Source organism: Marinomonas hwangdonensis (genome assembly GCF_003721245.1).
GTDB lineage: Bacteria > Pseudomonadota > Gammaproteobacteria > Pseudomonadales > Marinomonadaceae > Marinomonas > Marinomonas hwangdonensis.
Map to the genome: position 1 here is coordinate 41,773 of NZ_RIZG01000005.1, position 26,315 is coordinate 68,087.

Below are 26,315 nucleotides of genomic sequence, written 5' to 3' on the forward strand. Positions count from 1 at the left end.
AACTTTCGATTTGATATGCAATCCCGAACCGCGTTTTTTCAATATGCCAACACTTACTTAAGCCGGCTCTAAATAATCCACCAATAATTGCAAATTGCGTTGACCGCGAAATTCATTCACATCCAACTTATACACCAAACGTACTTGATTGGCGGTCTGATCTGGCCATTTTTCCAGGTCGACAAAAAAACTAATGGCGTCTAACATAAGACCACTACTGGGCTCTCGAACCATGAGTTTTAAATGTTTCTCACCAACGATACGCTGCTGCAAAATATCAAAAACACCATCAAAACAAGGCTCTGGAAACATCTGCCCCCAAGGCCCTGACAAACGGACTTGTTCAGCAAAGCTCAGGCTGAAGTCTTCGGAGGCAAGCGGGCCGTCGGTCAGCAAGGTGGCTTCTAATTGCTCTGGTGTCACCCACTCAGTAATGATGGCATCAAACGCCAATCGAAAGGCGTCATAATGGGACTCTTTAATGGACATCCCTGCAGCCATAGCGTGACCACCAAACTTACTCAGTAATTGCGGATAACGCTTAGCCAATAGATCTAGGGCATCGCGTATATGCACGCCAGGAATGGAACGTGCCGACCCCTTTAGCTCATCCTCACCCGTGCGGGCAAAGGCAATCACAGGGCGATGACACTTTTCTTTCATTCTTGATGCCAGAATCCCGATCACCCCTTGATGCCAGTCTGCATCATAGAAGCACATACCATTTGGCATGTCAGCGTCGTCACCGAGCAAGGACGCTAACGCCAGCTCGGCTTGCTCTTTCATATCAGATTCAATGGCTTTACGCTCGCGATTGAATTGATCAAGTTGTTGGGCATATTCGCGCGCTTGATGTGGATGCACCGCTAACAGGCACTCAATCCCAATAGACATATCATCCAAACGCCCCGCAGCGTTCAGCCTAGGCCCCACGACGAACCCCAAATCTGACGCCTTCAATTGAGTATGATCACGTCGTCCCACTTCAAGCAGTGCCAAAATTCCGGGGCGCGCTAGCCCTGCTTGAATGCGCTTAATGCCCTGTTGCACTAAAATACGATTGTTGGCGTCCAAAGGCACGACATCAGCGACCGTACCTAACGCGACGATATCAAGATAGTCCGCCATTTTAGGCTCTGGAATGTGCTGATCCGTAAACCAATGACGCTGTTTTAGTTCGGCTCGTACCGCCGACATCACATAAAAAATGACGCCCACACCCGCCAAATTTTTACTTGGGAAGCCACAGTCAGGATGATTGGGATTAACAATCGCATCGGCAGCAGGCAAGGCATCACCTGGTAAGTGATGATCGGTCACCACCACCTTCATACCATACTTTTTTGCGGCCAACACGCCGTCAATACTGGCGATGCCATTGTCTACTGTCACCAGTACATCAGGCGCACTCTGCTGTGCCACTTCGACGATCTCGGGGGTCAAGCCATAACCAAACTCAAACCGATTCGGAACCAAATACTCAGGCGCTATGGCGCCCATGGCCTCTAAGGCTAAAATACCAAGACTGGTGCTGGTGGCACCATCTGCATCAAAGTCTCCAACGATGAGAATTTTTTGCCCCGCTTCAATAGCATCCGCCAATATGCATGCGGCATTCGATAAATCGAATAAAGAATCTGGCCTTAATAAGAGTGGTAATCGATAGTCTAATTCTTGACTAGAACACACTCCTCGCGCCAAAAAAATACGGCGTAAACTCAAAGACATAGTCTCAGGAAGTCCTTTATCTTCAGCCTGAAAAGACCGACGCTCTATTCGCATAACTTTACCTAAGCAACTTACAAATTAACGACAAAATAAAACTGAAGCGTAACATAAATACAGTAGGATTTTTTTAGTAAGGTCATTAAATACCATTACAAAATATATGGCATTAACCTTGCTTTGTAGTTTACTGGACACATAACACAACTCTGCAACCTTTATTTAGGATGAAAAATGACTGTTTCAATCAAAACACGTTTAATTTTAATGGGCACATTACTCGCCGTGGTTCCAACGGTTATCGTTGGTCTCATTCTGAGCCAAAACGCCTTAAATAAAGGCGCGCAAGCGCTCCAAGAAAGCACACAAAAACAGCTCATTCTGTCTCGCGACCTCACAGCGCAATCGATAGAAACGTATTTTTCTTTTATTGAAAAGCAAGCCATTAGCTTGTCTCAGAACAACAGCACCATTGCCGCTGCCGAAGCCTTTTCCGATGCTTTTGCGGACTATCCTACGAACAAGGTCGCAGCCGACGAACCAAAACTTATCGATTATTACCAAAACCAATTCGACAAGAACTACAAAAGCATAAACGCCGGAGAATCAAGTAATCCCGGCAATATCCTTTCGGCTTTAAGCCCGCTTGCCAAGGCTGCTCAAGTTACCTACATCAGCAATAACAAAGCGCCTTTAGGTGAAAAAGACAGTTTAGTCAGCTCGGGCGATGGCACAACTTATGATGGCGTCCATTCAACATTTCATCCTATGTTTCGCCAGTTCCAAAAAGAATTTGGGTTTTACGATGTTTTTATTGCAGACGCTAAAACCGGTCACGTAGTCTACAGCGTTTTTAAAGAGCTCGACTTTGGGACATCATTACTAACCGGACCATACAAAAACACAGGCTTAGGAGAAGCCTTTAAAAAAGCCATCAATGACAAAAACACCACTAAAACTCATTTGATTGACTTTGCGCCTTATGGGCCATCTTACAATGCATCAGCATCATTCATTTCGTCACCTATAATCAAAAATGGCAAAGTGATTGCGGTGCTAATTTTCCAAATGCCCATCGATCGTATTAATAATGTCATGGTTCATCACGAAAAATGGGAAAAAAGTGGCTTAGGTGAAACAGGTCAAACTTACCTTGTCGGACATGATGGAATCATGCACAGTAATGAGCGCATGCTGATTCAAGACAAAGCCGCTTTTTTAGAGACGGCTAAAAAGGCAGGCTTTTCAAACAACACCCTAAAATTCATAGAAAACCGGAACACCACCATTGGTACGGTGAAAGTGAACAGCAAAGCGTTAGACAGCGCCATTTCAGGAAAAGAAGGATTCCTGATAGGCAACAACTACCTCAATACACCGTCACTCAGCGCCTTCAAACCTTTGAATATTCGGGATGTGAACTGGATTATTATCAGTGAAAAAAACCAGTCTGAAGCCTTTGCTCCTATCGTAACGCTAAAAGATAGCGTCTATTCAACTCTGGCGGTGGTTTCACTTATTGCTCTGGTTGTTGGTGCACTTCTGGGGTTATTACTGGCAAATGTTATCGTTCGACCTATTAATAACATGGTTAAACTTATGCATGACATTGCAGAAGGCGAAGGCGATTTAACTCAACGACTGCCGACAAACAGCAAAGATGAGCTTGCTGATTTAGCGAAAGGCATCAACTTATTTATAAATCACATAGATAAAACATTTTCGTCAGTAATTGCTTCCGTTATTCGGCTCAAACCTATTTCGGAAGACATTACCGATGTGAACACTCAACTTTCCATAGCAACTGACCAACAAAAGTACCAAGCAGGTAAGGTCAACGAATGCCTTTCAGAAACCAACGAGTCCACCAAACAAGTGGAAGTCGAACTGGAAGAGATTAGACAAGCCTCTAGCGAAGGCAACGTTATAGTGAACACGAGCGAGAAAGTCGTCAATCAGGTAGCACAAACCATGAAAGAGCTTTCAGTAGACGTTGCGCAAGCGGTTGATGCCCTGTCAAAACTTAAAGGCGATACTGACCGTATCGCGGGCATCATTGATGTTATTAATAGTATCGCAGAGCAAACTAATCTGCTGGCGCTAAACGCAGCGATTGAGGCCGCCCGTGCAGGGGAAGCAGGACGAGGATTTGCCGTTGTCGCGGATGAAGTTCGCTCTCTTGCCTCAAAAACTCGCCAATCGACAGACGAAGTCGCCAGCATGGTAGAAGCTATTCAAAATGGCACGCAAGAAGTCGTGAAACGCATGGAAAACAGCAAATCAAATGCCGATCAATCATCAATTCATGTGAACGATGCCATTCAATCGCTCTCACAAGTAAAGGGCGCCATGGACACTATTACTGGCAGAGTGTCACAAATTGCCACGGCAATCACCAGCCAGCAAAATAACTTCTTAGATGTGACCGCTCATTACGATGAAATGCGAAACAGCTTTGTGAAAATAAACCAGCAAACTGAGCATTCAACAATGGTAGGCAAAGATGTCATCAAGCTTTCTGATAACATCATGGTGCACATAAATCGCTTTAAAGTAACTGACAAGGATTGGTCACTCAACCGAAGAAACTTGATTCGCCAAGAATCAAAAGAACAGTAAAGGAACATTCCCTCTAGGTTGGCCATAAACTAGGGGGTCTCTTCACTTTACGAAACGCATTTCAAACAGTACAACGTCCCCCCTAATCGTGATAATAAAAACCTCTCCATCAATATGTTTTTCAAATTAACATTGATAAAAAGCATAACACGAAAACATGTTATCTGGCTCTGACCTGATTGCGACCTGCCCTCTTGGCGCTGTATAAACGATCGTCGGCTAAGGTTATGGCGTCATGTAAGGGGGTTGATTCATTCATGGTGGCAACACCCACACTCAAGGTCATGCGAAACTTGTGATCTAAATACACAAATTCATGATCTTCAATCTCTTGACGAATCAATTCGGCCAAGTCAAACGCGTCTGATTTTGTACAGTCACATACGGCCAACAGGAACTCCTCTCCCCCCCAGCGTGCTGCCAAACCTTTCTCTGGAAGGGACTGCTGAATCATCCGAGACAATTCTTTTAGCGCATAATCGCCAGCGTCGTGGCCATATTCATCGTTTACGCGCTTAAAGAAATCCACGTCAGCCAACAACAGATGAAAACTTTGATAAGTGCTTTTTTCCAAACGCTGCATTATTCCCCTGCGGTTCAATAAGGCTGTCAGCGTATCCATGTAGGCCAGACATTCAAGCTCAATAGACGTCGCCTTAAGCTCATGATTAAAGCGGGACATACAGTATTCATAAATCGCAGACAGAAATATGACAACCATTAAAGAAAACAGAATTCTCGATTTTAGCGCTGGATCATAACCAAAATCCGCAAAATGATTGTTGGTAAAATATAAAACGATAATAAGTGCCAAGGTGAACAAGGCCAGCTCTATTAAGCCGCGCTTTAACCCCTGCAAAAAAAGTGCTACCGCCGGGACACAGTAAATCCATACATGACCCGTCCCTTTCACACCACCTGAATAGATCAGGAAAATCATCAGTATATAAAGTGGGTAGATGACAAACTTACCCGATAAAACATGATTATGCGTTCTACGCAAATAGACATGGTTGGCCGTATATAAAAGCGCAACCATTAATAAGCAAAAGCCTAGTACATATTCTTCCTCGAAGAGGGCCGCCACGCCCAAAGGCAGTGTAAAAATAACACCGACAGAAGAAAAGAGATTGATGATAAACGTCCTACGCACATCATCTGAAAAAGAGCCACTGACATTACCAACATACAGAGACGTTAGCCAAAATGCCTTCGCCTTATCGTCTCGGACATAATCTTTGGCATTTTTTTTTGGAGGAAGATCATTCGCCATACAAACCCGCCACTCAATAACCATCAGATGAATTCACAACATATTAATCTAACGACAAAGATAGGCGCTGACTAATTTAGAATTTCATTCTATTACAAAGAATAAAAAATCACTGCTAATAATCATGCTAGGTTACAAATAGCAACATTGGCAAAAAGACGAAGACTTCAGACGACATCTAGGCTGGATATAAACGTGACAACAAGACGGGGACAACTGTCTCTACTTTTAAAATTCGCTCACCCAAATGTACCGATTGCATTCCTGCTTCTAGCCATTTTTCTATTTCAAACTCATTCCAACCGCCTTCTGGCCCCAAAGCCAACACACAAGGTTCTTGGATATCAACAGGACAAGACTTTGCCAAATATGGATGAGCTAATAGGCCGACTTTACCTTGCAATAAGTCCGGCAACTGATCTTCCACGAAGGGTCGAAAGCGCGGTATTAAAGACCAATTTGGCATGACGGTGTCCTTGGCTTGCTCTAAACCTTCCAATAAACATTGCTGAATAGACTCTGTCTGTAAAACAGGGCTTTGCCAGTAACTTTTTTCCACCTTAGCCGAATGTATGAGATACAAATGCTTCACTCCCATTGCGGTGATATTCTGCAAGGTTCGCTTTAGCATGTTGGGCCTAGGCAAGGCCATCACTAAAATCATTGGCAAAGGTTTAGGAGGAGATGAAAAAAGCGTTAAGGCGTGAATATAGCCAGCTTGATTTTCTACTGGTGGCTGATAAACCCCTTCGCCTATTTTCCCGTTCAACAGCCCAACCCTAAGCACATCACCTTGCTTTGCCTTAATCACTGTTGAAATATGACTTTGCTGTCGCAGCGTCAGCCCATAACGACCATCACCAAGGGCATTTTTCGGATCGAGTAAAATAATATTCATAGAAAAGGCACAAACAGAAAAAAGGAAAAGAAACGGCCAATCGAAGATTGGCCGTTATACACTTTATTGAGGAAGGATAAGCTAGATATTATCAGCCACAAAAGCCTGAACGTCACTCAAACTGTTGTCCAATACGGTGTAAGACTCATCTCGTTCAAAGAGGTCTTTCATGTGTTCAGGTAACACAGGCGACTCACAGTTTGCTTTTTCAACCGCTTCAGGAAACTTCACCGGATGCGCTGTCGCCAAGGTAATCATAGGAACACTTCTGTCCTTCCAACAATGACGCGCTGCTTCAAGACCAATGGCTGTGTGTGGGTCAAGCAGATATTGTGTCTTAGCAAACACATCTGAAATGACGTCACACGTTTTCTCGTCATCCACTTTATAACTGTCAAAGTTGTCTTTCACGAATGACCAAGCAGTATCATTAAGGGACACATCTCCCTTATTAAATCGCGCCATCAAATCGTCAACCGCTGCCCCATCGCGCCCATGAGCATCAAACAATAGACGCTCAAAGTTACTCGATACCATGATGTCCATACTAGGCGACAGAGTCACATTCAAAGACTGACGACTCATATCATTTTCTGCAATGACGCGATGCAAAATATCATTCTGGTTGGTGGCTACCACAAGCTGATCAATGGGCAAGCCCATTTTCTTCGCCAAATACCCAGCGAAAATATCACCAAAATTTCCGGTCGGTACAGAGAACGACACCTTACGATGAGGCGCTCCCACTGACAATGCAGAAGAAAAATAGTACACAATCTGCGCCATAATGCGCGCCCAGTTAATGGAGTTCACCGCACCTAATTTTGCGCCCTTCAAAAAGGACTGATCGGCAAAACTGGCTTTCACCATACTCTGACAGTCGTCAAAGTTGCCCTTTACTGCGATGTTAAACACATTATTGTCAATGACCGTAGTCATTTGACGACGCTGTACTTCTGACACTCGTTGATAAGGGTGCAAAATGAAAATATTTAAGTGCTCTGAATGGCGGCAACCTTCAATCGCCGCAGACCCTGTGTCGCCAGACGTTGCACCGAGGATCACCAGTTTGTCTTGACGCTCCGAGAGCACATAATCCATCAGGCGACCAAGCAATTGCAATGCAAAGTCTTTAAAGGCCAGCGTTGGACCACGGAACAACTCAAGAATCCATTCGTTATTGCCCACTTGCACCATAGGGGCAATCGCCGCATGATTAAAGCTCGCATAAGCCTCTTCAATCATGCCTTTAAAAGCATCTGCTGGTATATCTCCTTCAACAAACGGCCACATGACCTTAAACGCCAATTCTTGGTAACTCAAACTTGCCCAAGAAGCGATTTCATCTTGACTGAAGTTTGGCAAGGTTTCAGGCACGTACAAACCACCGTCGTTGGCCAAGCCGGCTAATAAAACATCGCCAAAAGACAGCGCTGGGGCTTTTCCACGAGTCGATATGTATTTCATTATGTTTTTCTCTCTTACGCCAAATTTTCAACACGGATTCGTTGCACAGTACCGGCAACGTCCGGTAAAGCTTCAATTGCGGCAATTGCAGCATTCATATTACGTTCTTTCACATCATGCGTCATCACGACTAAAGGCACCAATTCGCTGCCTTCACGTTCGCGCTGAATCAAGGATTCGATGCTGATCTCATTCATCGATAAAATCTGAGTAATGTTTGCCAACACGCCCGCACGATCTTTGATCGTCATATTCAAAAAGAAACCGCACTCAATTTCTTCCACTGGCAAAATGGGCACACTAGACAAAGAATCCGCTTGGAATGCCAAATGTGGCACTCTATTCGTAGGGTCTGCCGTTAAAGCACGAGCCACGTCAATAACGTCCGCGATCACCGATGAGCCTGTGGGCAGAGAGCCAGCGCCAGCGCCGTAGGTCAATGTAGGACCTACTACATCACCTTGTACCATAATAGCATTCATGACGCCGTTCACGTTTGCTAACAACTGCTTGCGAGAAATCAGGGTAGGATGGACGCGAAGTTCAATACCTGCTTTAGTTCGGCGTGCAATACCTAAGTGTTTAATCGCATAACCCAGTTGATTCGCAAATTCTATGTCTTCCGAGGTAATACGACTGATACCTTCGGTGTAAGTTTTTTCGAACTGCAGCGGAATACCAAAAGCAATGGATGCCAAAATCGTTAATTTATGTGCCGCATCAATACCTTCAATATCAAATGTCGGATCGGCTTCTGCATAACCAAGCGCTTGTGCTTCCGCCAACACTTCGTCGAAATTGCGGTTCTTTTCCGTCATTTCCGACAGAATAAAATTGCCTGTGCCATTAATAATACCGGCCAACCATTCGATTCGGTTAGCAGATAAGCCTTCGCGTAACGACTTAATGATGGGGATGCCCCCAGCTACTGCCGCCTCAAAAGCCACAATCACGCCTTTATCACGGGCTTTAGCGAAAATCTCGTTCCCATGTTCTGCAATCAAGGCTTTATTGGCCGTAACAACGTGTTTGCCATTTTCAATCGCGGTTAATACTAACTCTTTGGCAACAGAGGTGCCGCCAATAAGCTCAAGCACAATATCAATTTCTGGGTTATTCACCACATCAAATATATCACGGGTAACCTTGATGCCTGTTGTGTCACACATATCGTTATCGCGACGAGCACCCACTTGCTCAATAACAATACTGCGACCAACACGTCGTGTGATTTCTTCTGCATTATTGAGAAGAATATTAAAACTACCGGACCCCACTGTCCCCAGCCCGCAAATTCCGACTTTTACCGGTTTCAAAACAATACCCCACAGAAATAGTTTATTTTTTAATGACCACAATCGACGCCATAGTGCGCCTTGTTACGTAAATTCAAATATCTTTTATTATAACGCTAGCTTCTATCAAACCCAACGCTGAAGCGACTGAAGAAAACTCATGAGTCGCGGAATTTTCCGCGATAACGTTACAAGCCAAGTCGCTTTATTAGCTCAGGGGCTGGCAAGTAGCCGGGCAGAAAAGTGCCATCATCAAACACTATGCTTGGCGTACCGCGAACGCCCATTTCATTCCCCAGTTTATATTGGTCTGCCACTGGATTTACACAGGTATTTTGCGCTATTTCTGCGCCTAATTTAACCTGTGTCAGCCACTCTTGAGGGTCATCCGAACACCAAACACTGACCATCTTGTTGTAAACCAAAGAGCCTACACCAGCTCTTGGGTAAGCCAAATATCTTACCGTCACACCGGCGTCGTTTAGCGCAGGAACTTCTCTGTGTAATAGCTGACAATAGCCACAATCCACATCGGTAAAGACCGTAATATGAGCTTGCTCATTGCTAGCTTTATAAATAATCATTTGTGATTCAGACAAGGACTCAATCTTAGCGAATTTGGCTTTTTCCGTCTCATTAATCAAGTCAGTACCATCAACACGGTACAAGTCACCCGCCACAAAAAATTGACCATCTTTCGTCACATGAAGTGTTGGGCCATCTTTAAGGTTGACGACATACAATCCCGATGCCTGATGAAATTCCGAGTGCTTAATGTCATATTGAGGTAACGCAGCTTTTATTGCAGACAATACAGCAGATTGGTCGGCCAAAGCCACATTGACAGAAGAGAGTAGTAACAGGCTCAGCAAAGTGGATCGAGAGAGCGAGCCAGAAAAATTTAACATAGAAACCTCAAAGACATCATAATCGATCTCCATTAGGCCATACGAGGGTAGGTAATTTCCATAAAAAAAGGCGACTAAAGTCGCCTTTTTTTAAATCGGAAAAATTAACGCTTTGATAATTTTTCTTTGATACGTGCAGATTTACCAGAACGCTCGCGTAGGTAGTAGATCTTAGCTTGACGCACGTCACCGCGGCGTTTAACTTCGATGCTTTCAACCAATGGGCTGTACGTTTGGAAAGCACGCTCAACACCAATACCGCTAGAAATTTTACGAACGGTAAATGCTGAGTTAAGACCACGATTACGCTTAGAGATTACAATGCCTTCATAAGCCTGTAGACGCTCGCGTGAACCTTCTTTAACCTTAACTTGAACAACAACAGTATCACCAGGACCGAAGGCTGGGACATCTTTTGTCATTTGTTCAGCTTCTAACTGCTGAATCAGTTTAGTTTTATTACTCATGGATGTGACTCCTAATGATATGGTTTCTTACCAGCATGAAGGTTCTTCTTTCTGATAAGCTCGCAATTCCTACTCTGCCGAGGTTGAATCTTCAGTTTCGCGAATAAACTCTTCTAACAACATCTGCTGTTCCTTGTCCAACTCAAGGTTCTGCAGAAGGTCTGGCCGGCGTTGAAAAGTTCTTCCGAGCTTTTGCTTTAATCGCCAGCGTCTAATCTCCTCGTGGTTGCCACTAAGCAGCACCGATGGCACAGGTTCACCATTCAATACTTCGGGGCGAGTAAAATGCGGACAATCCAACAAACCATCAGCAAATGAATCTTCATCCGCAGACGCTTGTTTTCCTAACACTCCTGGCACCATACGAAATACGGCATCCATGAGCACCATTGCCGGTAACTCACCACCACTTAGGACAAAGTCGCCAATCGACCATTCTTCATCAATTTGAGACTGAATCAAACGTTCATCAACGCCTTCATAACGACCTGCTACCAGAATAAATTCTGCTTGTTTAGCAAGCTGTTGCACGCCTTCTTGCGTTAACGTACGCCCTTGAGGGGATAGATAAATAACTTTTGCATTGGGTACCGATAATTTGGCACTCGCAATGGCATCTTTGAGAGGCTGCACTTTCATGAGCATCCCAGGACCACCACCATAAGGACGATCATCTACTGTCTTATGCTTGTCATGGGTAAAATCACGGGGATTAAAATAATCCACCTCAACTAACCCCGACCTAATGGCTCTGCCTGTTACTCCATATTGAGTAATGGCCTGAAACATTTCTGGAAAGAGCGATATAACGCTAACCTTCACCTTGTGACCTCGGTTTGACCATTAAAACCCTGGATCCCAATCAACTACCATTTCCTGCTGCTCTAAATCAATATTTAAAACATAAGTACCTGGCGCATAAGGAATCAAGCGCTCTTCCCGATCAAAGCTACCTTCACAAGCCCGGACAACAATTACATCATTCGCACCAGTTTCCATAAGCTGAGAAACCTTTCCTAAGAGGACGCCCTCTTTTGTACTTACTTTGAGACCTTCCAGCTGACTCCAGTAATATTCACCTTCATCGAGTTCTGGTAGCTCTGCTGCATCAATGTAAATGTCCATACCGCAGATATCTTTTACTTGATCTCTGTCGCTATAGCCTTCGACTGATGCCACCAAACCACGCCCTTGCAGACGACCTTGGCTTAATTCTACAGCCTTCCACCCGCTTGGAGTTTTCAGCCACCAATGCTTGTAATCAAAGATCCCTTGCATTGGATCGGTATGAGAGAATAATTTCACCCACCCTTTGACACCATATACAGATGTAATGCGTCCAACCACAAGGGCTTGCTCAGGAGCGGCCGCTTGTTTTAACTTAGACATAGCATTACCTCTGTATTAAGCGCTTTTGCCAGCTTCTTTAATAAGCTGAGCAGCACGGTCAGAAAGTTGAGCGCCTTGGCTAACCCAATGATTTACGCGCTCTAGATCTACACGTAAACGTTCTTCTTGACCACGAGCAACAGGGTTAAAGAAACCCAAACGCTCGATATAACGACCATCACGTGCACGACGGCTATCAGCCACGTTCAAATGATAGAATGGGCGCTTTTTAGAGCCACCACGAGAAAGACGAATAGTTACCATATGATTGGTTCCTTATTGCTTAACGAAACACCTCTTGCCGAGTCGAATTTTTGACTCATACTACAAGAAGGCGGCATATTCTAGTCGATAAACTAGAAAAACAAAAGAGCGATTTACTCGCCCTTTCAATTAAATTAGAAGTTTTTTATAACCCCTAATAAAAACAAGTAGATAGCGGCGTTATTTAGGGAAACCGCCGCCGCCTGGAAAACCGCCTGGCATCATCCCTCCTAAACCACGCATCATTTTTTGCATCCCCCCTTTGGCGGACATTTTTTTCATCATCTTTTGCATTTGCTTATGCTGTTTAAGCAGACGATTTAAATCTTGGATTTGCAGTCCGGCGCCGGTTGAAATGCGTTTTTTTCGAGAGCCATTAATCACGTCAGGATTTCGACGCTCTGCAGGTGTCATGGAATTAATTAGGGCTTCCATTTGCACGAACATTTTATCGTTCACTTTATCTTGAATATTTCCCAATTGCCCCATACCTGGGAGCTTATCTAACATAGAGCTCATACCGCCCATGTTCTTCATTTGCTGCAACTGTTCTTTAAAGTCTTCTAAATCAAAGCTTTTGCCTTTCTTTAGCTTTCCAGCTAGCTTTTCTGCTTTTTCTTTATCAACTTTTTGCTCGGCTTGCTCGATTAGGGAAAGCATATCTCCCATACCAAGAATACGTGAGGCTAAGCGGTCTGGATGGAAAGGCTCTAGAGCATCGGTTTTCTCACCTACACCTAAAAACTTAATCGGCTTACCCGTGATATGACGAACAGATAAAGCGGCACCACCACGAGCATCACCATCTGTCTTGGTAAGAATCACACCGGTAAGCGGTAAGACATCCCCAAACGCTTTTGCCGTATTCGCCGCATCTTGCCCTGTCATGGCATCAACAACAAACAAGGTCTCAATCGGATTAACCGCCGCATGTAGTGCCTTGATTTCCGCCATCATGTCTTCGTCAATAGATAGACGACCTGCGGTATCGACGATTAATACATCTTTGTGGGCTTTCCTAGCATAATCGATTGCGTTGTTAACGATATCGATTGGCTTCTGCGATAAATCGCTCGGGATAAAGTCAACGCCCACTTCACCCGCTAAGGTCTCAAGCTGTTTAATCGCAGCAGGACGATACACGTCTGCACTGACCACAGACACCGATTTCTTTTCTCGCTCTTTTAGATACTTAGCTAGTTTAGCCGCCGATGTGGTTTTACCCGCCCCCTGCAAACCCGCTAGCAAGATCACTGCCGGCCTTGCTACTCTCAGATTGAGGCCATCGTTGGCCTCACCCATCACGCTTTCAAGTTCTTGTTTGACAATCTTTAGAAAGACTTGCCCAGGACTTAAACTTTTGGACACTTCTGTGCCAATGGCGCGCTCTTTTACCGCAACAATAAAATCTTTTACAACAGGCAAAGCAACATCAGCTTCTAACAAAGCCATGCGCACTTCGCGCAACACCTCTTGAATGTTGTCTTCAGTTAATTTAGCTCGACCTCGAATGCGATCAAGCGAAGAAGTTAAACGATTCGATAAATTGTCGAACATATTGCCCTCAAATTTTGCTCTGAATGGAAAAAACCTTCGGTTTCAGTTTATCCAAGATGAAATTGCCTCTATTATAACGGATAAATGATTGTCACCCTATACCTTTACTCGACGGAACCTTTAGTTTCATGACTCAATTATCGCTTTGGCTTGCTTGTTTTGCTTGTATTATTGCTGGCGCGGCGTATTACTTTCGTCCTGAAAATCGCTATACCCAGCACATAGGCACGGCTGCGATTGTGGTCCATACGGTTTCCCTTATCCAATTACTATCTTCTCGCGATGGCTTTAACTTTTTAACCATCGGCCTTTTAATAGCCCTGATTGGCAATTGCTTACTCTGGTTTAGTAATCGTGACAAAGATTTATCTTTATTGTTATCGGCGGCTTTCCCGCTAGGCGCCATCGTTATTGCGCTCAATGCAATTGAGCCTTGGCAATTAACCCAGCTATACAGCAGCTCCTGGGGAACCAGTGTCCACATTTTAATTGCCGCCGTCGCGTACAGTTTGTTTACAGCAGCTTGCGGAGTGGGAATACTACTGGCGGCGCAAGAATATCAACTCAAACATCATAGACTAAAGCAGCTCCTGCGAGTGCCACCACTGCAGACGCTTGAAAGACTGATGTTTGAGTTTATTTGGGCTGCATTTGTGATGCTAACCATAACCATCATCACGGGCTTCTATTTCATTGAAGACATGTTTGCTCAACACCTTATTCACAAAACTTTTTTCACTATCGCGTCTTGGATCGTGTTTACTGGGCTTCTTTTGGGAAGACATATCGCTGGCTGGCGCGGCCAATTGGCTGTGAAACTGACGCTAAGCGGCTTTTTTCTCCTTATGCTTGGCTATTTCGGTAGTCGCATAGTCCTGCAGATACTGCAGAATTAAGCGACTCTAATCATTAAAGAAGTTTGACAGTGCGATGTTAAAAACGAATAATTCATTCATCTTAATAATTGAGGCGATTCCTTCTTGAACGATATCCCCTTAAGTGTTCTTGGCGGAACACTTTTTTGTCTACTAATACTGTCTGCTTTTTTCTCAAGTTCCGAAACAGGCATGTTGTCGTTAAACAAATATCGACTAAAGCATCTTGTGAAAAGTAAGCACCGATCGGCGATAAAAGTCAGTTCACTTTTAGAGCGTCCTGACAGGCTGATAGGCGTCATCCTTATCGGAAATAACTTTGTTAACATACTCTCTTCAGCCATCGCTACCATTATCGCCGTCCGCATTTGGGGTGATGCTGGTGTCGCTATCGCGACGGGAGGGCTTACCTTGGTCATACTCATATTTGCCGAGGTAACACCCAAAACATTAGCCGCTATACACCCCGAAAAAATCGCTTTTCCTGCATCTTGGATTCTATCTATTTTGCTCAAGGTTCTTTATCCATTAGTTTTTTTGGTCAACACACTATCCAACGGCTTATTGCGCCTTATCGGTGTAAATGCATCGCAAGGAAGTCATGACACACTTGACTCAGAAGAACTTAGAACCGTTGTTAATGAAGCCAGTGGCCTGATACCTGCCGCTCACCAAGAAATGCTTCTGTCCATTCTAGACTTAGAAAACGTATCCGTTGAAGACATCATGGTTCCTAGAAATGAAGTAATTGGTATCGATCTTGAAGACTCAATAGAAGACATCATCGAACAAATCTGCCAAAGCAGACATACGCGCATGCCTGTCTATAACGGTGAAATCAATAAGATTATCGGTATCTTGCATGCTCGCCATGCTGCCATGTTTTTGCGTGACCCAGCACCCACGAAAGCCGCACTTTTAAAAGCCACTGTCGAACCTTATTTCATTCCTGAAAGCACGTCTTTAAATACTGTTTTGCTAAACTTTCAGAATGATCACCAACAGATGGGTATTGTTGTGGACGAATATGGCGATGTACAAGGCATCGCTGCTCTAGAAGACGTACTGGAAGAAATTGTTGGTGAATTCACCCCTCCTACATTAGACGAAGAGGAAGAAATCCAAACTTTGGAAGACGGCTCTTTCAGAATTGAAGGAACAACCCATATTCGCGAAATCAACAAAACATTACACTGGCACCTACCAACAGATGGCCCAAAAACTTTGAATGGTCTTATCATTGAAACTCTGGAATTCATCCCAGAGCATCCTATTAGCTTATGGGTAGGTCACTACATGATAGAAATTCAGGAAATTGAAGACAAAGTTGTCAAATACGCCAAACTTCAGCTGAAGCGTTAAGGAGAGACCGATGAGATACTGCCCACAATGTGGTCACACAGTGAACATGGTCATTCCTGCTGGCGACAACCGCATCAGACCAGTATGCCCAAGCTGTGACTACATCGATTACGATAATCCAAGGCTAATCACAGGCACCATTCCGCTTTACAAAGGAAAAATATTACTCTGTCGGAGAAATATTGAGCCACGCCTTGGTTTCTGGACATTGCCGGCAGGCTTCATGGAAAACCAAGAAACCACAAGCGAGGGTGCATTAAGAGAAACATTAGAAGAAAGTGGTTCTGTGGCAATCTGCAAACAAGCGTTCAGCATGATAAGCATTCCTAGAATAAATCAAGTCCATTTGTTTTACCTTGCTGAATTGGAAAAAGACGACTTTCGTCCAACAGAAGAAAGCTCAGAGGTCGCATTATTTGGACTTGACGAAATCCCTTGGGACGAACTTGCTTTTAGCAGTGTCACTAAAACGATTGAATTTTTCATCGCAGACCACGAAAAAGGTCGGTATGGTTTCCACGAAGATACCATTCATTTCAACACTGTATCGAAATAAAGTGATAGGCCACCTCTTCATAGGGGTGCGCCAACAATAAAGCCGCTAAAACACTCGCCTTCACAGCCTCACTCAGCACCATTTCCACTCGATACTCATCAACAAACTCTAATTGGTCGACCTCACCAAGAAAAGGCGTCGCTCCTTTTGCTGGCTTAAACTGACCTTGCCCTTTCACTTGCCAACAGCAAGAATCATAGTTTCCCATCGAACCAGCTCCGGCAGAAAAAACAGCTTGCTTAACTGACTCCAAATGAGATTCAGGCACATAAAATACCAACAAATACATGACACCTTCCAACGATTTACTTTAGGCCAACAATCCATCTCTCTAATTCACCAAAGGCTAACTTGCTCCTGACTCTGCGGCAAAACCAAAGCGCTCTGGTAATTAGACGTCAACAAACAAACTTTTTCATCCAATTTAGCCGCCAGTGTAGGCGCGGCAATGTTATCCGATGAGTGCACAAATACACTTGGCGTGAGTCCTTCAGATAGCCACTGAGACAATTTAGCCGCCCATTGATTTAACCACGGCTCATTACGCGGTAGATCAGGGTGCCCAATAAAACGTACGACTGGATGATTCGCAGTCGCTATAGGATGGCAAGGCACTCTCGGCTTCTTCTTCTGAGCATCCATCAAGCTTTCGCAATACGCTTCTGTAGAAAAAACTGGTCTTGAATCCATCACCACTCGATTCACTCCGCGCGATGATAGCGCCGACAAAAAGCTTGTCTCTGTCTCACTTTTGTCAAAATACACTAAATGACGCACCTCCACCGACAAAGGTGTGGACAGCGTCCACATATCACATAGTGCTAGCATCGTATCTAGAGCACGCTCGTCGTATACTGCGGGGAACTGCAACATAGTTGGGCCAAGCTTAGCTTGTAATGCTTTTAGAGACTCCATAAAGACCGACCAATCTCTTTGAACCTCACGCCAAGGCCGCTCCGTCAATCGATGAGTAACCGCTTGTGGCGCTTTAAAGCTAAACCTAAAACCGTCCATAACCGACTCATACCAACGTAATAGCTGAGCATCGTCTACCTTAGTGTAAAAAGTGCTGCCAACTTCGACTGTCGAGAATACCTGCGAATATCGGCCAATCCGCGCTGCACTTGGAAGTGAGGCAGGATATAGCCAATTAACCCAAGCTGGATGCTGCCATTGCGCCATACCGTATCGAATCATGGCGCTGGCATTTGACGATATTCAATAACATCAATCACGTACGTTTTTTCACCACTCGCTAAATGGATAATAACCTCATCCCCCTCTTGCTTTTTCATCAATGCTCGAGCAACAGGTGAATCAATACTGATATAAGCATGATGATGGTCTAGCTCATCAGGACCAACAATTCGGTACTGCCGAACCTCCCCATTTTCATCTTCCAATGTTACCCAAGCACCAAAAAACACTCTTGTTTGATCAATCGGAAACCTATCTACCACAGTACAAATATCCAACCGTTTTTCCAAATAGCGCACTCGGCTGTCTATTTCTCGTAATTGTTTTTTTCCGTAAATATACTCTGCATTCTCAGAACGATCCCCTTGAGCCGCTGCTTCACGCACTGTCTCGGTGACCGCTGGACGCTTATCCTTCCAGAGATACTTGAGTTCAGCCAATAAAGCTTGGGCGCCTTCTTGCGTAATGTAAGCGGATTTTGGTGGAGAAGGTGGACGATATCGACTCATAAGCAACCTTTATCTCTTGCAAAAATAACAGCCTCGTGAGGCACCAATAAAAATGCCGCCAACATATTATTGGCGGCACTTGGTATAACGAAAAAGTTAAACGTTACGATTCTTGTTTGTGAACATGCACATCCATTTGTGGATAAGGGATACCGACACCTCGCTCATCGAAGGTATATTTGATTTTTTCTAGTAAATCCGCACGCACTGTCCAATAATCGCCGGAAGCCACCCAAGGACGCAAAAAGAAATTCACTGAACTATCTGCCAATTCAGATACCGCGATCAAACAACTCGGCTCTTTTAGAATCCGCTCATCCGCGTCGACTATTTCTTGCATTATTTGTTTTGCTAAACGAATGTCAGCGTCGTAGCTAATACCAATTACTAAATCCAAGCGGCGCGTCGACTCTCGTGAGAAGTTCACAATAGATCCGTCCATCACCGCTGAGTTTGGCACTATAATCACTCGATTATCGGGCGTTTTAAGGTAAGTATGAAACAGCTCTATGCGATTCACCGTCCCCATTTGACCGCCCGCATCAATAAAATCACCGGAGCGAAAAGGACGCAATAGAATAATCAGCACGCCTGAAGCAAAATTAGATAGCGAACCCTGCAAAGCAAGACCTACCGCCAAACCGGCCGCACCTAGAATGGCGATAAATGAGGTAGTTTGCACTCCAATTTGACCTAATGCCATTAGAGCAACACCGGCAAACATTAAAGCGTATAAAATACTTGATGCAAACCCGGCCACAGCCTGATCTACAGACGCTTTTAACAAGCGCTTTTCACACCATTGAGAAACCTTCGACGCGATAAATTTACCCACGAAGAAAACCACAAGACCAACCACTAGATTAACCATATTGTCGATTAACCATGGCGTCCATTCGGATCCCATTTCAAGAAATGCATTTATGTCATTCATATTGTCCGAATCCTGCCCTATTCCATTTAAAGAGTATTAGATTAAAAAATCTGACTTATGCTGCCACTCATCGAGCAATTTTTCCAGCTCAGAAATGCCTTTCTTACTAAAAGTAACACAAGGTCGACCATTGACCAGATGCGTGCCTTTTACCTCGTACTCATCGATCAACACACATTGCTCACGCAATTTGTCCAGCTGCTCATTATCCAGAATGCTTATGCCAATAAAGGTGTGCCACTCGTACTCTGGCAATACTCCATTCACGGCTTTTTTCATAAGGTTAACACATTGTGGTTGTGTCATTTTGTGATAAGGCAACCCGGATTTGTGGCGAGTAAAAAAGAACATCAAAATAACAAGAAGCAGGAAGCAAAATACAGCTGAAACAAGTACGTTAATCATAGCGATTAGAGTGAGTAGCTCATCAATGACGATTTAGCTCGTAACAGATGCTCACCATGCTCCTGTTCGTAAGCTTGCATCTCCTTGAGAAATTTATCCTTTGCTAACTTAGGCAGATCTTTCCACTGTTCATGAGTCGGAATATGAGCCGTCTTTTCTGTCATTATGTAAAACGCTGAAATATCCTCATGGTCCGCCAAATTCACACCAAGCTGATCCAACAAATGCTTTATGCGAATGCTTGCTTCAACCCAGTTGAGTTCATTTGACCCTGCTGCCATGAGCAAAACGCGAATACTATCCACTCTTTTCTGGCGCTCTTCTTCATATCGAGCTTCGCCAGCACGAATCTTTTCTTCTCGGACTTGGCTTAATTTGAGCTGTTGACGAATAAACCAAAGTGAGATGACAATAACAACGAGTGAGCAAAGCAGAGCGATTAAAAACGCGTCAAAAGACATAAAGAACCCAATCCAATCAGTAAGAAGAAAAACACTAACACCAATGCCTTGCTTAAAAACGGCACAAAAAGATTTAGTTTAATGTGCTGTTTAACCACACAGAAATATCCTGTATTTGATCAGGACATACTGAATGAGGCATCTCATAAGACTGGTACGATACTCGGTAACCTTTGGATGACAAAAGATCTCTTGCCTGAATACTTAAAACGGGAGCAACAACAGGATCCTGTGAGCCATGATGAATCAGAAACGGCGTTTTTCCATTCACACAAGTGTCGGCCCCTAGTACTTGATCGCCGTTCACTAAATAGGTCGAAAGTGCGAGCACTCCAGCCAAGACATGCTGAGTGCTGAGCGCGACTTGATAAGCAATCACACCGCCTTGAGAAAAGCCCGCCAACACAATTCGGTTGGCAGCAATACCTTTACCAATCTGATCTTGTATTAACTGCTCAACCTGACGACAAGACTCATCAATGTTGGCCATATCCACTTTTCGCTCTAACGTCATTTCAAAAATATCGTACCAAGCCCGCATTGACATACCGCCGTTGATCGTCACAGGACGCTTGGGAGCATGGGGAAACACAAAACGCACGCTCAACTCCGGCGACAAGGACAGCAGTGGCACTAGTGACTCAAAATCATGCCCATCAGACCCTAAACCGTGTAACCAGATAACGGCGGCATCAGGCTGCTCGCCTATCTCTACCAAAACAGATGGCAATAATTCACTCATGTACATTCTCCAAAAAAATAGGCTATCGCACTGTGCCATAGCCTATCATATAGCCAATTTTCACTCGACATTCCTTTTTAAGATAAAAGGGGTATTAATGCTCCGCAGGAAAACGCATACCCAAAACACCTTGTTGATGATCTAACGAAAACAACACATCCGCTTTCTCAGGCATTACAGCTAACATATGCCGTGTGAGTCGTTCGTAGTACTGCATAAACTGCTTCAGCTCATCACTGGACATAACTTTTAAATCTATTGTGTCCAATAAAATGCCGTGTATGTCATTAAGATGACTTTCTAGTAAGCGCTCTTGCTTATTCCGCCAATGATAAACCACTTCATAATCAGGCGCTTGCATCCACGCCATCAAATCGATTTTAGAAAACAGAGCTTGATAACGACCTGTTAATTGCTGGTTAATAGCATGGCGCCATTGACCTTCTTTATCCATATTGGCTTCAAGCGCATTGACAGCCGTCATAAGATTTCCACTCATTGGCGGCGCCCCAACACACCAACCTTCAAACAATACAAGGTCAACAGGGCCTTGCACTTCTTGCCACAAATGCACAGGTTTACGCTCATCAGTCGACTTATCAAAACAAGGAAACTTCATCACCTCCCCTTCTTTTAACTGCTTTAAACGCTCAAACAGTATCAAAGCAAGATCCACATCGTGCGTTCCAGGCACACCCCGCACAGAAAACAAATCGTGCGTTTGTTTGGCAAACTTAAGTCTGTCATGATGAGTGCTGTACAAATCATCTAAACTGAGCACGATACAGTTCAAATCGAAACCTTTCGTCAAGATGCGACTGATAACATGACAAAATGTGGTTTTACCACAACCTTGTGCACCGCCAACCCCAACGACTAAAGGACCACGACCCGCTTTGGCTTTTTGACTTAACCAAGTCGAAAAGGGCAAATACACACTATTTAACTGATCGACAAGCGACGCATCGGCGTACAAACGACTCAGCGTCTGTTCAACTTCAAAGCGCAACCGCTGTGACAGCAGCCCAGAAGTCTCAATACTGGCCTTATTCACATTACTTTGCAGTTTATACATATCAACTACCTCCGTATTACTCACCGGTTAAGTGTAGTCAATCATCAGAATTGTGGTTGTTTTTTGTACAAAACAAATTACTTGAAAAAGACAAAACCCTTAACAGCAACACTAGGTAAATAACGGTAAAACCAGCTGACGAGGCTCGATCGATGACAAACGAAACCCCACGCCAATAAGACGCACTGGACGACGGTATCGCTCAAAAGCCTGTTTTAACAGAATAGAAAAAATCTCATCGGACCGCGGTGCTTTAATAGACTGCTCTATTGTGGTCTGTTTAAAATCGACAAATTTCATTTTAAGGTAGTATTTACTCAGTTGAGGCTCCAAACCTCTTCCTGCCATGCGTTTTTTTAGATCGGCCAGTAACATTGGCAAAACCATTTGGCACGCTTGCAAGTCGGGTAAATCCTTTGAAAAGGTATGTTCTACAGAAAGACTTTTTCTCTCCCTGGACACTATGACAGGACGATCATCAATGCCCAGTGCGAACTGCGACAAACGGAATGCCATACTGCCAAAATTTTTCTGTAAAACCGCAAAATCCAGTTGCTGCAAATCCGCACAAGTAAAAACACCCAAAGCAGCTAGCTTTTCTTGAGCAACACGGCCAATCCCAGAAATAAATTTAACTGGCACAGTAGATACAAATGCAGACTGCTTTTCCGGCGTTATAACGGTCAAACCATCTGGTTTTTCCCAATCACTGGCCACTTTTGCAAGAAACTTATTTGTGGCGACCCCTGCAGACACAGTTATACCAATCTTGCTCACGATCTGTGCTCGAATGTCTTGAGCAATGCGTGTGGCACTCCCCTCGAAAAAAGTCGATCCAGTCACATCCAGGTAAGCTTCGTCGAGTGACAAGGGCTCAATCACGTCAGTAAATTGGCGAAAAACTCGATGCATCTGGATCGATGCTTCACGGTATTTATGCATATTACCGGGCAGCACACGCAAAGACGGACACAAACGCTTGGCCACCGACGTCGGCATAGCGGAACGAACACCATACTCGCGTGCCACATAATTCGCCGTCGACAATACCCCTCGCGCACTTTCTGAACCGCCAATCGCAATAGGAAGATCCCGCAAACTTGGATCGTCACGCATTTCGATAGCAGCATAAAAACAATCTGCATCAATGTGGATTATCTTACGATTCAGTGGCATAACACTCGACATATCATTCAGTTAACAAAGGAGTAAACACAGTGTAACGCACCGAACCTTCACAAAAATATGCAATAAAGCCCACTCTTTAGCCGCTTCATACACACGAAGGCTAGGCTTGCTCTCCTTTATAATGTGACTCTCTAGTTCAAATTAGTTCAAAATTTACCTTTTAAATCAAATTACTGATAAAAAACCAAGAAAAAGCGCATTTTAGGGCGACCAAACATGGACGCTGCAACGTAAAATAGTTTACATTTTGCTCATACTTTATCGTTGTTATTTAGATAAATGAGCTGTTTTACGACTGTGGTCATTGTATCATCGGTGTCTAAACAGACATTAAACACTTTTCTTGCAACGCTTGTACTAGCATGGAAATACACAAAGGGCACTACCATGACACCACTAATTCGCACCCTTCTACTTGCCATCGGCGCTATAACGCTAGTGGGTTGTCAAAATCTAGGAGGTCAGAATGCGTCAGGGCAACCATGTACCAGCGTCGCCCCCTGTAACGGCAACGGCATTGGCGGTAGCAACACGTCAGCACCAATCAACCAAACAGGTGCTCTAAACGCTAACAATAGCATTGCCGTTATCAAACAAGAACCTATCATAGTCACTGCAACAGGTTATGCCGCTATGATGACAAGCAAACGCCTAACCCAATCTCAAGCTCGGATTATGACAATGCGAAGCTCAATGCTGGACGCCTATAGAAACCTATCAGAACGGGTTTACGGTTTGAAAATCGATGGTTCAAGCTCATTAAGCAACATGGTAATGCAAAATGATGAATTAAGAACCTACGTTGATGCCTATCTTGTGGGCGCCAAAGTCGTGGCGCAACGGGAGCATGAAGATGGCACTTTTGAAACAGTAGTAGAAATGGCACTTCAAGAGAACTTTCGTCAATGTTTAGGTTCGAACAACTTACAATCTGACCCAAACTGTCAAATTCAACCAGGCTATCGTGCGGTAAATGTTCAGAGTTCAACCCCAACCACCAATTTTTACAGTATTGAATAAGCCTTATTTATGATTATTCGCTCGTTTATTGTTGTTTCTTTTCTTTTATTTTCAGCGTTCTCACTTGCAAGAAGTGTGGATGCTGTGGGTGAAGCCGTTATTTATAACAACGATATCGCCGATGCTCGCTACAGAGCGACTCAACAAGCGATTAAACAAGCCGTTTTGGAGTCAGGTTCAAGAGTCAACATCAAAGATGAATTACACAACGGTGAACTCGATTCCAGCATAGAAATTCGCAGCTCAGGATACGTGCAAAAAGCACGTGTTTTATCCGAGGAACAAAATGGAGACTTCCTTAAAGTCATTGCTCGAGTAGAAGTCACCCCAGACTCACAGTGCAGCTCTGGCCCCACAAGCTACTACAAAAAAACCGTTGGAGTAACGGGCTTTGAACTGCAAGTGCCTCAACAAGCCAGACTGGGGGAGCTGAGCAACATTTCTCGCGAACTACCCAAACATTTGGCCGACGAAATAAACCGACAGGGCTATTTAAGGGCTTTGACGGCGACCAATGTAGCCATTTACCCGGATCTAATTAACGCCCCCTCATCCACTAACTATGACGGCTCACTCACAAACGTGACACGCATCAGCGAGCAGCTTGGTGTGCAATACATTGTCAGTGGCGTCATCAGAGACATCGGTGAAATCTATTTACGATACCCCAATGACAGAGACATCAAAGAGGCCGAAGAAGAAGGCATAGATAAAGAAAGAAAGTTTGTGGTCGATATATATATCTATGATGGCTTTAGCGGTGCGCTTTTGTTTGAACACAGATACAATGAAATTGGTAATTGGGACATTTCAGATCACGCAAGAGTGGGGTTTGGCGGCGCGAGGTTTTGGACCATTCATTATGGCAAAGTCGTGCAGCAAGCGTTAAAACAAAGCTCTATTGATATCAGTGAGCAGCTGCGTTGCCAGCCTTTTATTGCCAACATTTTTCGTACAGAGAACAATAGAATACATATTTCAGCTGGATCGTTAGCCGGAATTAAACAAGGTGATAAATTCAATATCTATCGCCGATATGAAGTGTACAATCAGCTCCAGTCTGCTCAGACCCAGCTGAATAATGCCAATATCAATGTTACAATTAAGCAAGTACAACCCAACTTCTCTGTTGGTGAGCTCGTTGTAGATTCTCGTATTTTAAACGTGCAGCAACAAGATGTCGTGATTGCTTGGTAATAACAAAACAGAACGTCACTAATTGACGAATTACATTTAGGATAAACGCAATGAATAATGAGTTACTGCACCACCTTGAACAACGCATTAACGAAGCCGTCGAAGAGATTGGCTCTCTACGCAAGCGAATTTCTGAGCTTGAAATGCAAAACTATGAATTAAGTGAAGAAAAAAGCGAAATGGAATCAACACTAAATCAAACAAGAGAACAACAGTCAAACTGGGAATCTTCTTTGTCTCAAATGCTGAATCGCTTAAATCAAATGGACAACAAGCAATGAAACCACTTTTACTTGCAGCTTTAGTACTAATGAGTGTAAACGCATCAGCTGAAGGCCAAATTGCGAGTTTAGTGAATTTTGAATCGGCAGCGGCTCGTCCAAATGCTTCAGACGGCCAGAGCAACATCACTTCCATCTTTAGTACCTCGATGGAGTACACCCTGCCGGAAAACATCTCATTCTATGGCGGGTTTTCTTTTGTTTTAGGGGAAAAGTTTGAGAGTGCGGTGACCTTAGGCTCACGCTTTTATAGCTCCACACCAGCATTTCAATTGCTTCCTGGTATACCAATGTGGTCTTTTCTAGGAGGGGGCGTATCCTTCTTAGAAGACACGGTATACTACCCAGAGGCTGGGTTCCGCATTGCAACATCAGACTCTTCGCGCCTTGATGTTTTTATAAAAATTCTTAACAGCAGCAACGATACCTACGATAAGCATGTGATGATTGGCGCCGGATTGACGTTTTAACCATAATGAAACTAACGTTTGCTATTATCATCGTTTTTTCCGTTGTGATTGTTTTTAACTGGCAACCAAACGACCACAATATTGCGGTTACGTTGCCAAGTGACGGGCAGCTGAAAGAGATGATTGGCGTCAGCAATACACCTAGTATCCCGCTTACGCCAATACAACACTGAGCCTTGTG

General features: G+C 44.1%; 29 protein-coding genes. 9 read left to right on the forward strand and 20 right to left on the reverse strand.

Going from position 1 to position 26,315, the window contains the following annotated elements; translation table 11 throughout:
* Positions 1-57: 57 nt before the first annotated feature.
* Positions 58-1,782, reverse strand: a complete 1,725-nt coding sequence (gene recJ, locus EBI00_RS09570; RefSeq protein WP_123095717.1) for a single-stranded-DNA-specific exonuclease RecJ — start codon at positions 1,780-1,782, stop codon at positions 58-60.
* Positions 1,783-1,959: 177 nt separating this feature from the next.
* Here recJ and EBI00_RS09575 point away from each other — a divergent pair, with 177 nt between their 5' ends.
* A complete protein-coding gene (locus EBI00_RS09575) occupies positions 1,960-4,344 on the forward strand; it encodes a methyl-accepting chemotaxis protein (protein ID WP_123095718.1) in 2,385 nt (794 codons plus the stop codon).
* Between the two features lie 160 nt (positions 4,345-4,504).
* Here the strand turns inward: EBI00_RS09575 and EBI00_RS09580 are convergent, their stop codons facing one another.
* The 10 genes from EBI00_RS09580 to ffh all read right to left on the reverse strand — a co-directional run bounded on the left by EBI00_RS09580 (position 4,505) and on the right by ffh (position 13,862).
* Positions 4,505-5,617: a GGDEF domain-containing protein gene (locus EBI00_RS09580; protein ID WP_123095719.1), complete on the reverse strand. Its 1,113-nt coding sequence runs from the start codon at positions 5,615-5,617 to the stop codon at positions 4,505-4,507.
* A 178-nt stretch (positions 5,618-5,795) separates the two neighbouring features.
* Positions 5,796-6,515, reverse strand: coding sequence for a 16S rRNA (uracil(1498)-N(3))-methyltransferase (locus EBI00_RS09585; protein WP_123095720.1), 720 nt, complete (start codon positions 6,513-6,515; stop codon positions 5,796-5,798).
* Positions 6,516-6,596: 81 nt separating this feature from the next.
* The gene (gene thrC / locus EBI00_RS09590; RefSeq protein ID WP_123095721.1) at positions 6,597-7,982 is read right to left on the reverse strand and encodes a threonine synthase; all 1,386 of its coding nucleotides are present in this window, start codon (positions 7,980-7,982) and stop codon (positions 6,597-6,599) included.
* A 14-nt stretch (positions 7,983-7,996) separates the two neighbouring features.
* A complete protein-coding gene (locus EBI00_RS09595) occupies positions 7,997-9,298 on the reverse strand; it encodes a homoserine dehydrogenase (protein ID WP_123095895.1) in 1,302 nt (433 codons plus the stop codon).
* A gap of 167 nt (positions 9,299-9,465) precedes the next feature.
* The gene (locus EBI00_RS09600; protein ID WP_123095896.1) at positions 9,466-10,185 is read right to left on the reverse strand and encodes a thioredoxin fold domain-containing protein; all 720 of its coding nucleotides are present in this window, start codon (positions 10,183-10,185) and stop codon (positions 9,466-9,468) included.
* A 104-nt stretch (positions 10,186-10,289) separates the two neighbouring features.
* On the reverse strand, positions 10,290-10,652 hold the full coding sequence (gene rplS / locus EBI00_RS09605; protein WP_123095722.1) for a 50S ribosomal protein L19: 363 nt from the start codon (positions 10,650-10,652) through the stop codon (positions 10,290-10,292).
* A 69-nt stretch (positions 10,653-10,721) separates the two neighbouring features.
* A complete protein-coding gene (gene trmD, locus EBI00_RS09610; RefSeq protein ID WP_123095723.1) occupies positions 10,722-11,474 on the reverse strand; it encodes a tRNA (guanosine(37)-N1)-methyltransferase TrmD in 753 nt (250 codons plus the stop codon).
* Between the two features lie 21 nt (positions 11,475-11,495).
* On the reverse strand, positions 11,496-12,041 hold the full coding sequence (gene rimM / locus EBI00_RS09615; RefSeq protein ID WP_123095724.1) for a ribosome maturation factor RimM: 546 nt from the start codon (positions 12,039-12,041) through the stop codon (positions 11,496-11,498).
* A 15-nt stretch (positions 12,042-12,056) separates the two neighbouring features.
* The gene (gene rpsP, locus EBI00_RS09620; RefSeq protein WP_123095725.1) at positions 12,057-12,305 is read right to left on the reverse strand and encodes a 30S ribosomal protein S16; all 249 of its coding nucleotides are present in this window, start codon (positions 12,303-12,305) and stop codon (positions 12,057-12,059) included.
* Between the two features lie 180 nt (positions 12,306-12,485).
* The gene (ffh, locus tag EBI00_RS09625; protein WP_123095726.1) at positions 12,486-13,862 is read right to left on the reverse strand and encodes a signal recognition particle protein; all 1,377 of its coding nucleotides are present in this window, start codon (positions 13,860-13,862) and stop codon (positions 12,486-12,488) included.
* A gap of 128 nt (positions 13,863-13,990) precedes the next feature.
* Between ffh and EBI00_RS09630 the strand changes: the two genes are divergently transcribed.
* The 3 genes from EBI00_RS09630 (at position 13,991) to EBI00_RS09640 (ending at position 16,655) form a co-directional block, all read left to right on the forward strand.
* Complete coding sequence (locus tag EBI00_RS09630; RefSeq protein WP_123095727.1) at positions 13,991-14,758, forward strand: cytochrome C assembly family protein; 768 nt, start codon at positions 13,991-13,993, stop codon at positions 14,756-14,758.
* 84 nt (positions 14,759-14,842) lie between these two features.
* Positions 14,843-16,099 (forward strand): HlyC/CorC family transporter, encoded by a 1,257-nt coding sequence (locus EBI00_RS09635; protein ID WP_123095728.1) that lies wholly within the window; start codon positions 14,843-14,845, stop codon positions 16,097-16,099.
* A gap of 10 nt (positions 16,100-16,109) precedes the next feature.
* On the forward strand, positions 16,110-16,655 hold the full coding sequence (locus EBI00_RS09640) for an NUDIX hydrolase (RefSeq protein WP_123095729.1): 546 nt from the start codon (positions 16,110-16,112) through the stop codon (positions 16,653-16,655).
* Here the strand turns inward: EBI00_RS09640 and EBI00_RS09645 are convergent.
* From EBI00_RS09645 to dinB, 9 genes are all read right to left on the reverse strand, one after another.
* Positions 16,636-16,944: a YqfO family protein gene (locus tag EBI00_RS09645; protein WP_123095730.1), complete on the reverse strand. Its 309-nt coding sequence runs from the start codon at positions 16,942-16,944 to the stop codon at positions 16,636-16,638. The two genes, EBI00_RS09640 and EBI00_RS09645, sit on opposite strands and share 20 nt — an antisense overlap.
* Before the next feature lie 47 nt (positions 16,945-16,991).
* Complete coding sequence (locus tag EBI00_RS09650) at positions 16,992-17,852, reverse strand: DUF72 domain-containing protein (protein WP_123095731.1); 861 nt, start codon at positions 17,850-17,852, stop codon at positions 16,992-16,994.
* Positions 17,849-18,361: a transcription elongation factor GreB gene (greB, locus tag EBI00_RS09655; protein ID WP_123095732.1), complete on the reverse strand. Its 513-nt coding sequence runs from the start codon at positions 18,359-18,361 to the stop codon at positions 17,849-17,851. Before greB ends, EBI00_RS09650 begins: the two co-directional genes overlap by 4 nt.
* Before the next feature lie 103 nt (positions 18,362-18,464).
* Entirely contained in the window at positions 18,465-19,295 is an 831-nt protein-coding gene (locus tag EBI00_RS09660; RefSeq protein ID WP_206612578.1) for a mechanosensitive ion channel family protein, read from the reverse strand.
* A 36-nt stretch (positions 19,296-19,331) separates the two neighbouring features.
* Complete coding sequence (locus EBI00_RS09665) at positions 19,332-19,574, reverse strand: hypothetical protein (RefSeq protein WP_241557005.1); 243 nt, start codon at positions 19,572-19,574, stop codon at positions 19,332-19,334.
* Positions 19,575-19,705: 131 nt separating this feature from the next.
* Complete coding sequence (locus tag EBI00_RS09670; protein ID WP_123095734.1) at positions 19,706-20,161, reverse strand: DUF2489 domain-containing protein; 456 nt, start codon at positions 20,159-20,161, stop codon at positions 19,706-19,708.
* A 73-nt stretch (positions 20,162-20,234) separates the two neighbouring features.
* A complete protein-coding gene (locus EBI00_RS09675) occupies positions 20,235-20,903 on the reverse strand; it encodes an alpha/beta hydrolase (protein WP_123095735.1) in 669 nt (222 codons plus the stop codon).
* Positions 20,904-20,997: 94 nt separating this feature from the next.
* Complete coding sequence (locus EBI00_RS09680; protein ID WP_123095736.1) at positions 20,998-21,978, reverse strand: hypothetical protein; 981 nt, start codon at positions 21,976-21,978, stop codon at positions 20,998-21,000.
* Positions 21,979-22,089: 111 nt separating this feature from the next.
* Entirely contained in the window at positions 22,090-23,154 is a 1,065-nt protein-coding gene (dinB, locus tag EBI00_RS09685) for a DNA polymerase IV (RefSeq protein ID WP_123095737.1), read from the reverse strand.
* A gap of 399 nt (positions 23,155-23,553) precedes the next feature.
* Here dinB and EBI00_RS09690 point away from each other — a divergent pair, with 399 nt between their 5' ends.
* The 5 genes from EBI00_RS09690 to EBI00_RS15985 are packed head-to-tail and all read left to right on the forward strand — an operon-like array spanning position 23,554 to position 26,307.
* On the forward strand, positions 23,554-24,186 hold the full coding sequence (locus EBI00_RS09690; protein ID WP_123095738.1) for an LPP20 family lipoprotein: 633 nt from the start codon (positions 23,554-23,556) through the stop codon (positions 24,184-24,186).
* 9 nt (positions 24,187-24,195) lie between these two features.
* Positions 24,196-25,383, forward strand: coding sequence for a flagellar assembly protein T N-terminal domain-containing protein (locus EBI00_RS09695; RefSeq protein ID WP_123095739.1), 1,188 nt, complete (start codon positions 24,196-24,198; stop codon positions 25,381-25,383).
* 50 nt (positions 25,384-25,433) lie between these two features.
* Positions 25,434-25,664, forward strand: a complete 231-nt coding sequence (locus EBI00_RS09700; protein ID WP_123095740.1) for a cell division protein ZapB — start codon at positions 25,434-25,436, stop codon at positions 25,662-25,664.
* On the forward strand, positions 25,661-26,134 hold the full coding sequence (locus EBI00_RS09705) for an NRDE family protein (RefSeq protein ID WP_123095741.1): 474 nt from the start codon (positions 25,661-25,663) through the stop codon (positions 26,132-26,134). The genes EBI00_RS09700 and EBI00_RS09705 overlap by 4 nt, the downstream gene beginning before the upstream one ends.
* 5 nt (positions 26,135-26,139) lie before the next feature.
* Positions 26,140-26,307, forward strand: a complete 168-nt coding sequence (locus EBI00_RS15985) for a hypothetical protein (protein ID WP_158600743.1) — start codon at positions 26,140-26,142, stop codon at positions 26,305-26,307.
* Positions 26,308-26,315 lie beyond the last annotated feature (8 nt).

Excerpts from the sequence above, each read along its gene's own strand:
- EBI00_RS09695 (WP_123095739.1), top strand. The coding sequence starts at position 24,196 with ATGATTATTCGCTCGTTTATTGTTGTTTCTTTTCTTTTATTTTCAGCG.
- EBI00_RS09675 (WP_123095735.1), bottom strand. The coding sequence starts at position 20,903 with ATGAGTGAATTATTGCCATCTGTTTTGGTAGAGATAGGCGAGCAGCCT.
- EBI00_RS09660 (WP_206612578.1), bottom strand. The coding sequence starts at position 19,295 with ATGAATGACATAAATGCATTTCTTGAAATGGGATCCGAATGGACGCCA.
- ffh (WP_123095726.1), bottom strand. The coding sequence starts at position 13,862 with ATGTTCGACAATTTATCGAATCGTTTAACTTCTTCGCTTGATCGCATT.
- EBI00_RS09670 (WP_123095734.1), bottom strand. The coding sequence starts at position 20,161 with ATGTCTTTTGACGCGTTTTTAATCGCTCTGCTTTGCTCACTCGTTGTT.
- greB (WP_123095732.1), bottom strand. The coding sequence starts at position 18,361 with ATGAGTCGATATCGTCCACCTTCTCCACCAAAATCCGCTTACATTACG.
- EBI00_RS09705 (WP_123095741.1), top strand. The coding sequence starts at position 25,661 with ATGAAACCACTTTTACTTGCAGCTTTAGTACTAATGAGTGTAAACGCA.
- EBI00_RS09600 (WP_123095896.1), bottom strand. The coding sequence starts at position 10,185 with ATGTTAAATTTTTCTGGCTCGCTCTCTCGATCCACTTTGCTGAGCCTG.
- EBI00_RS09640 (WP_123095729.1), top strand. The coding sequence starts at position 16,110 with ATGAGATACTGCCCACAATGTGGTCACACAGTGAACATGGTCATTCCT.
- rplS (WP_123095722.1), bottom strand. The coding sequence starts at position 10,652 with ATGAGTAATAAAACTAAACTGATTCAGCAGTTAGAAGCTGAACAAATG.
- EBI00_RS15985 (WP_158600743.1), top strand. The coding sequence starts at position 26,140 with ATGAAACTAACGTTTGCTATTATCATCGTTTTTTCCGTTGTGATTGTT.
- EBI00_RS09690 (WP_123095738.1), top strand. The coding sequence starts at position 23,554 with ATGACACCACTAATTCGCACCCTTCTACTTGCCATCGGCGCTATAACG.
- EBI00_RS09575 (WP_123095718.1), top strand. The coding sequence starts at position 1,960 with ATGACTGTTTCAATCAAAACACGTTTAATTTTAATGGGCACATTACTC.
- rpsP (WP_123095725.1), bottom strand. The coding sequence starts at position 12,305 with ATGGTAACTATTCGTCTTTCTCGTGGTGGCTCTAAAAAGCGCCCATTC.
- EBI00_RS09665 (WP_241557005.1), bottom strand. The coding sequence starts at position 19,574 with ATGAAAAAAGCCGTGAATGGAGTATTGCCAGAGTACGAGTGGCACACC.
- EBI00_RS09645 (WP_123095730.1), bottom strand. The coding sequence starts at position 16,944 with ATGTATTTGTTGGTATTTTATGTGCCTGAATCTCATTTGGAGTCAGTT.
- rimM (WP_123095724.1), bottom strand. The coding sequence starts at position 12,041 with ATGTCTAAGTTAAAACAAGCGGCCGCTCCTGAGCAAGCCCTTGTGGTT.
- EBI00_RS09680 (WP_123095736.1), bottom strand. The coding sequence starts at position 21,978 with ATGTATAAACTGCAAAGTAATGTGAATAAGGCCAGTATTGAGACTTCT.
- EBI00_RS09630 (WP_123095727.1), top strand. The coding sequence starts at position 13,991 with ATGACTCAATTATCGCTTTGGCTTGCTTGTTTTGCTTGTATTATTGCT.
- EBI00_RS09585 (WP_123095720.1), bottom strand. The coding sequence starts at position 6,515 with ATGAATATTATTTTACTCGATCCGAAAAATGCCCTTGGTGATGGTCGT.
- recJ (WP_123095717.1), bottom strand. The coding sequence starts at position 1,782 with ATGCGAATAGAGCGTCGGTCTTTTCAGGCTGAAGATAAAGGACTTCCT.
- EBI00_RS09650 (WP_123095731.1), bottom strand. The coding sequence starts at position 17,852 with ATGATTCGATACGGTATGGCGCAATGGCAGCATCCAGCTTGGGTTAAT.
- EBI00_RS09700 (WP_123095740.1), top strand. The coding sequence starts at position 25,434 with ATGAATAATGAGTTACTGCACCACCTTGAACAACGCATTAACGAAGCC.
- EBI00_RS09580 (WP_123095719.1), bottom strand. The coding sequence starts at position 5,617 with ATGGCGAATGATCTTCCTCCAAAAAAAAATGCCAAAGATTATGTCCGA.
- thrC (WP_123095721.1), bottom strand. The coding sequence starts at position 7,982 with ATGAAATACATATCGACTCGTGGAAAAGCCCCAGCGCTGTCTTTTGGC.
- dinB (WP_123095737.1), bottom strand. The coding sequence starts at position 23,154 with ATGCCACTGAATCGTAAGATAATCCACATTGATGCAGATTGTTTTTAT.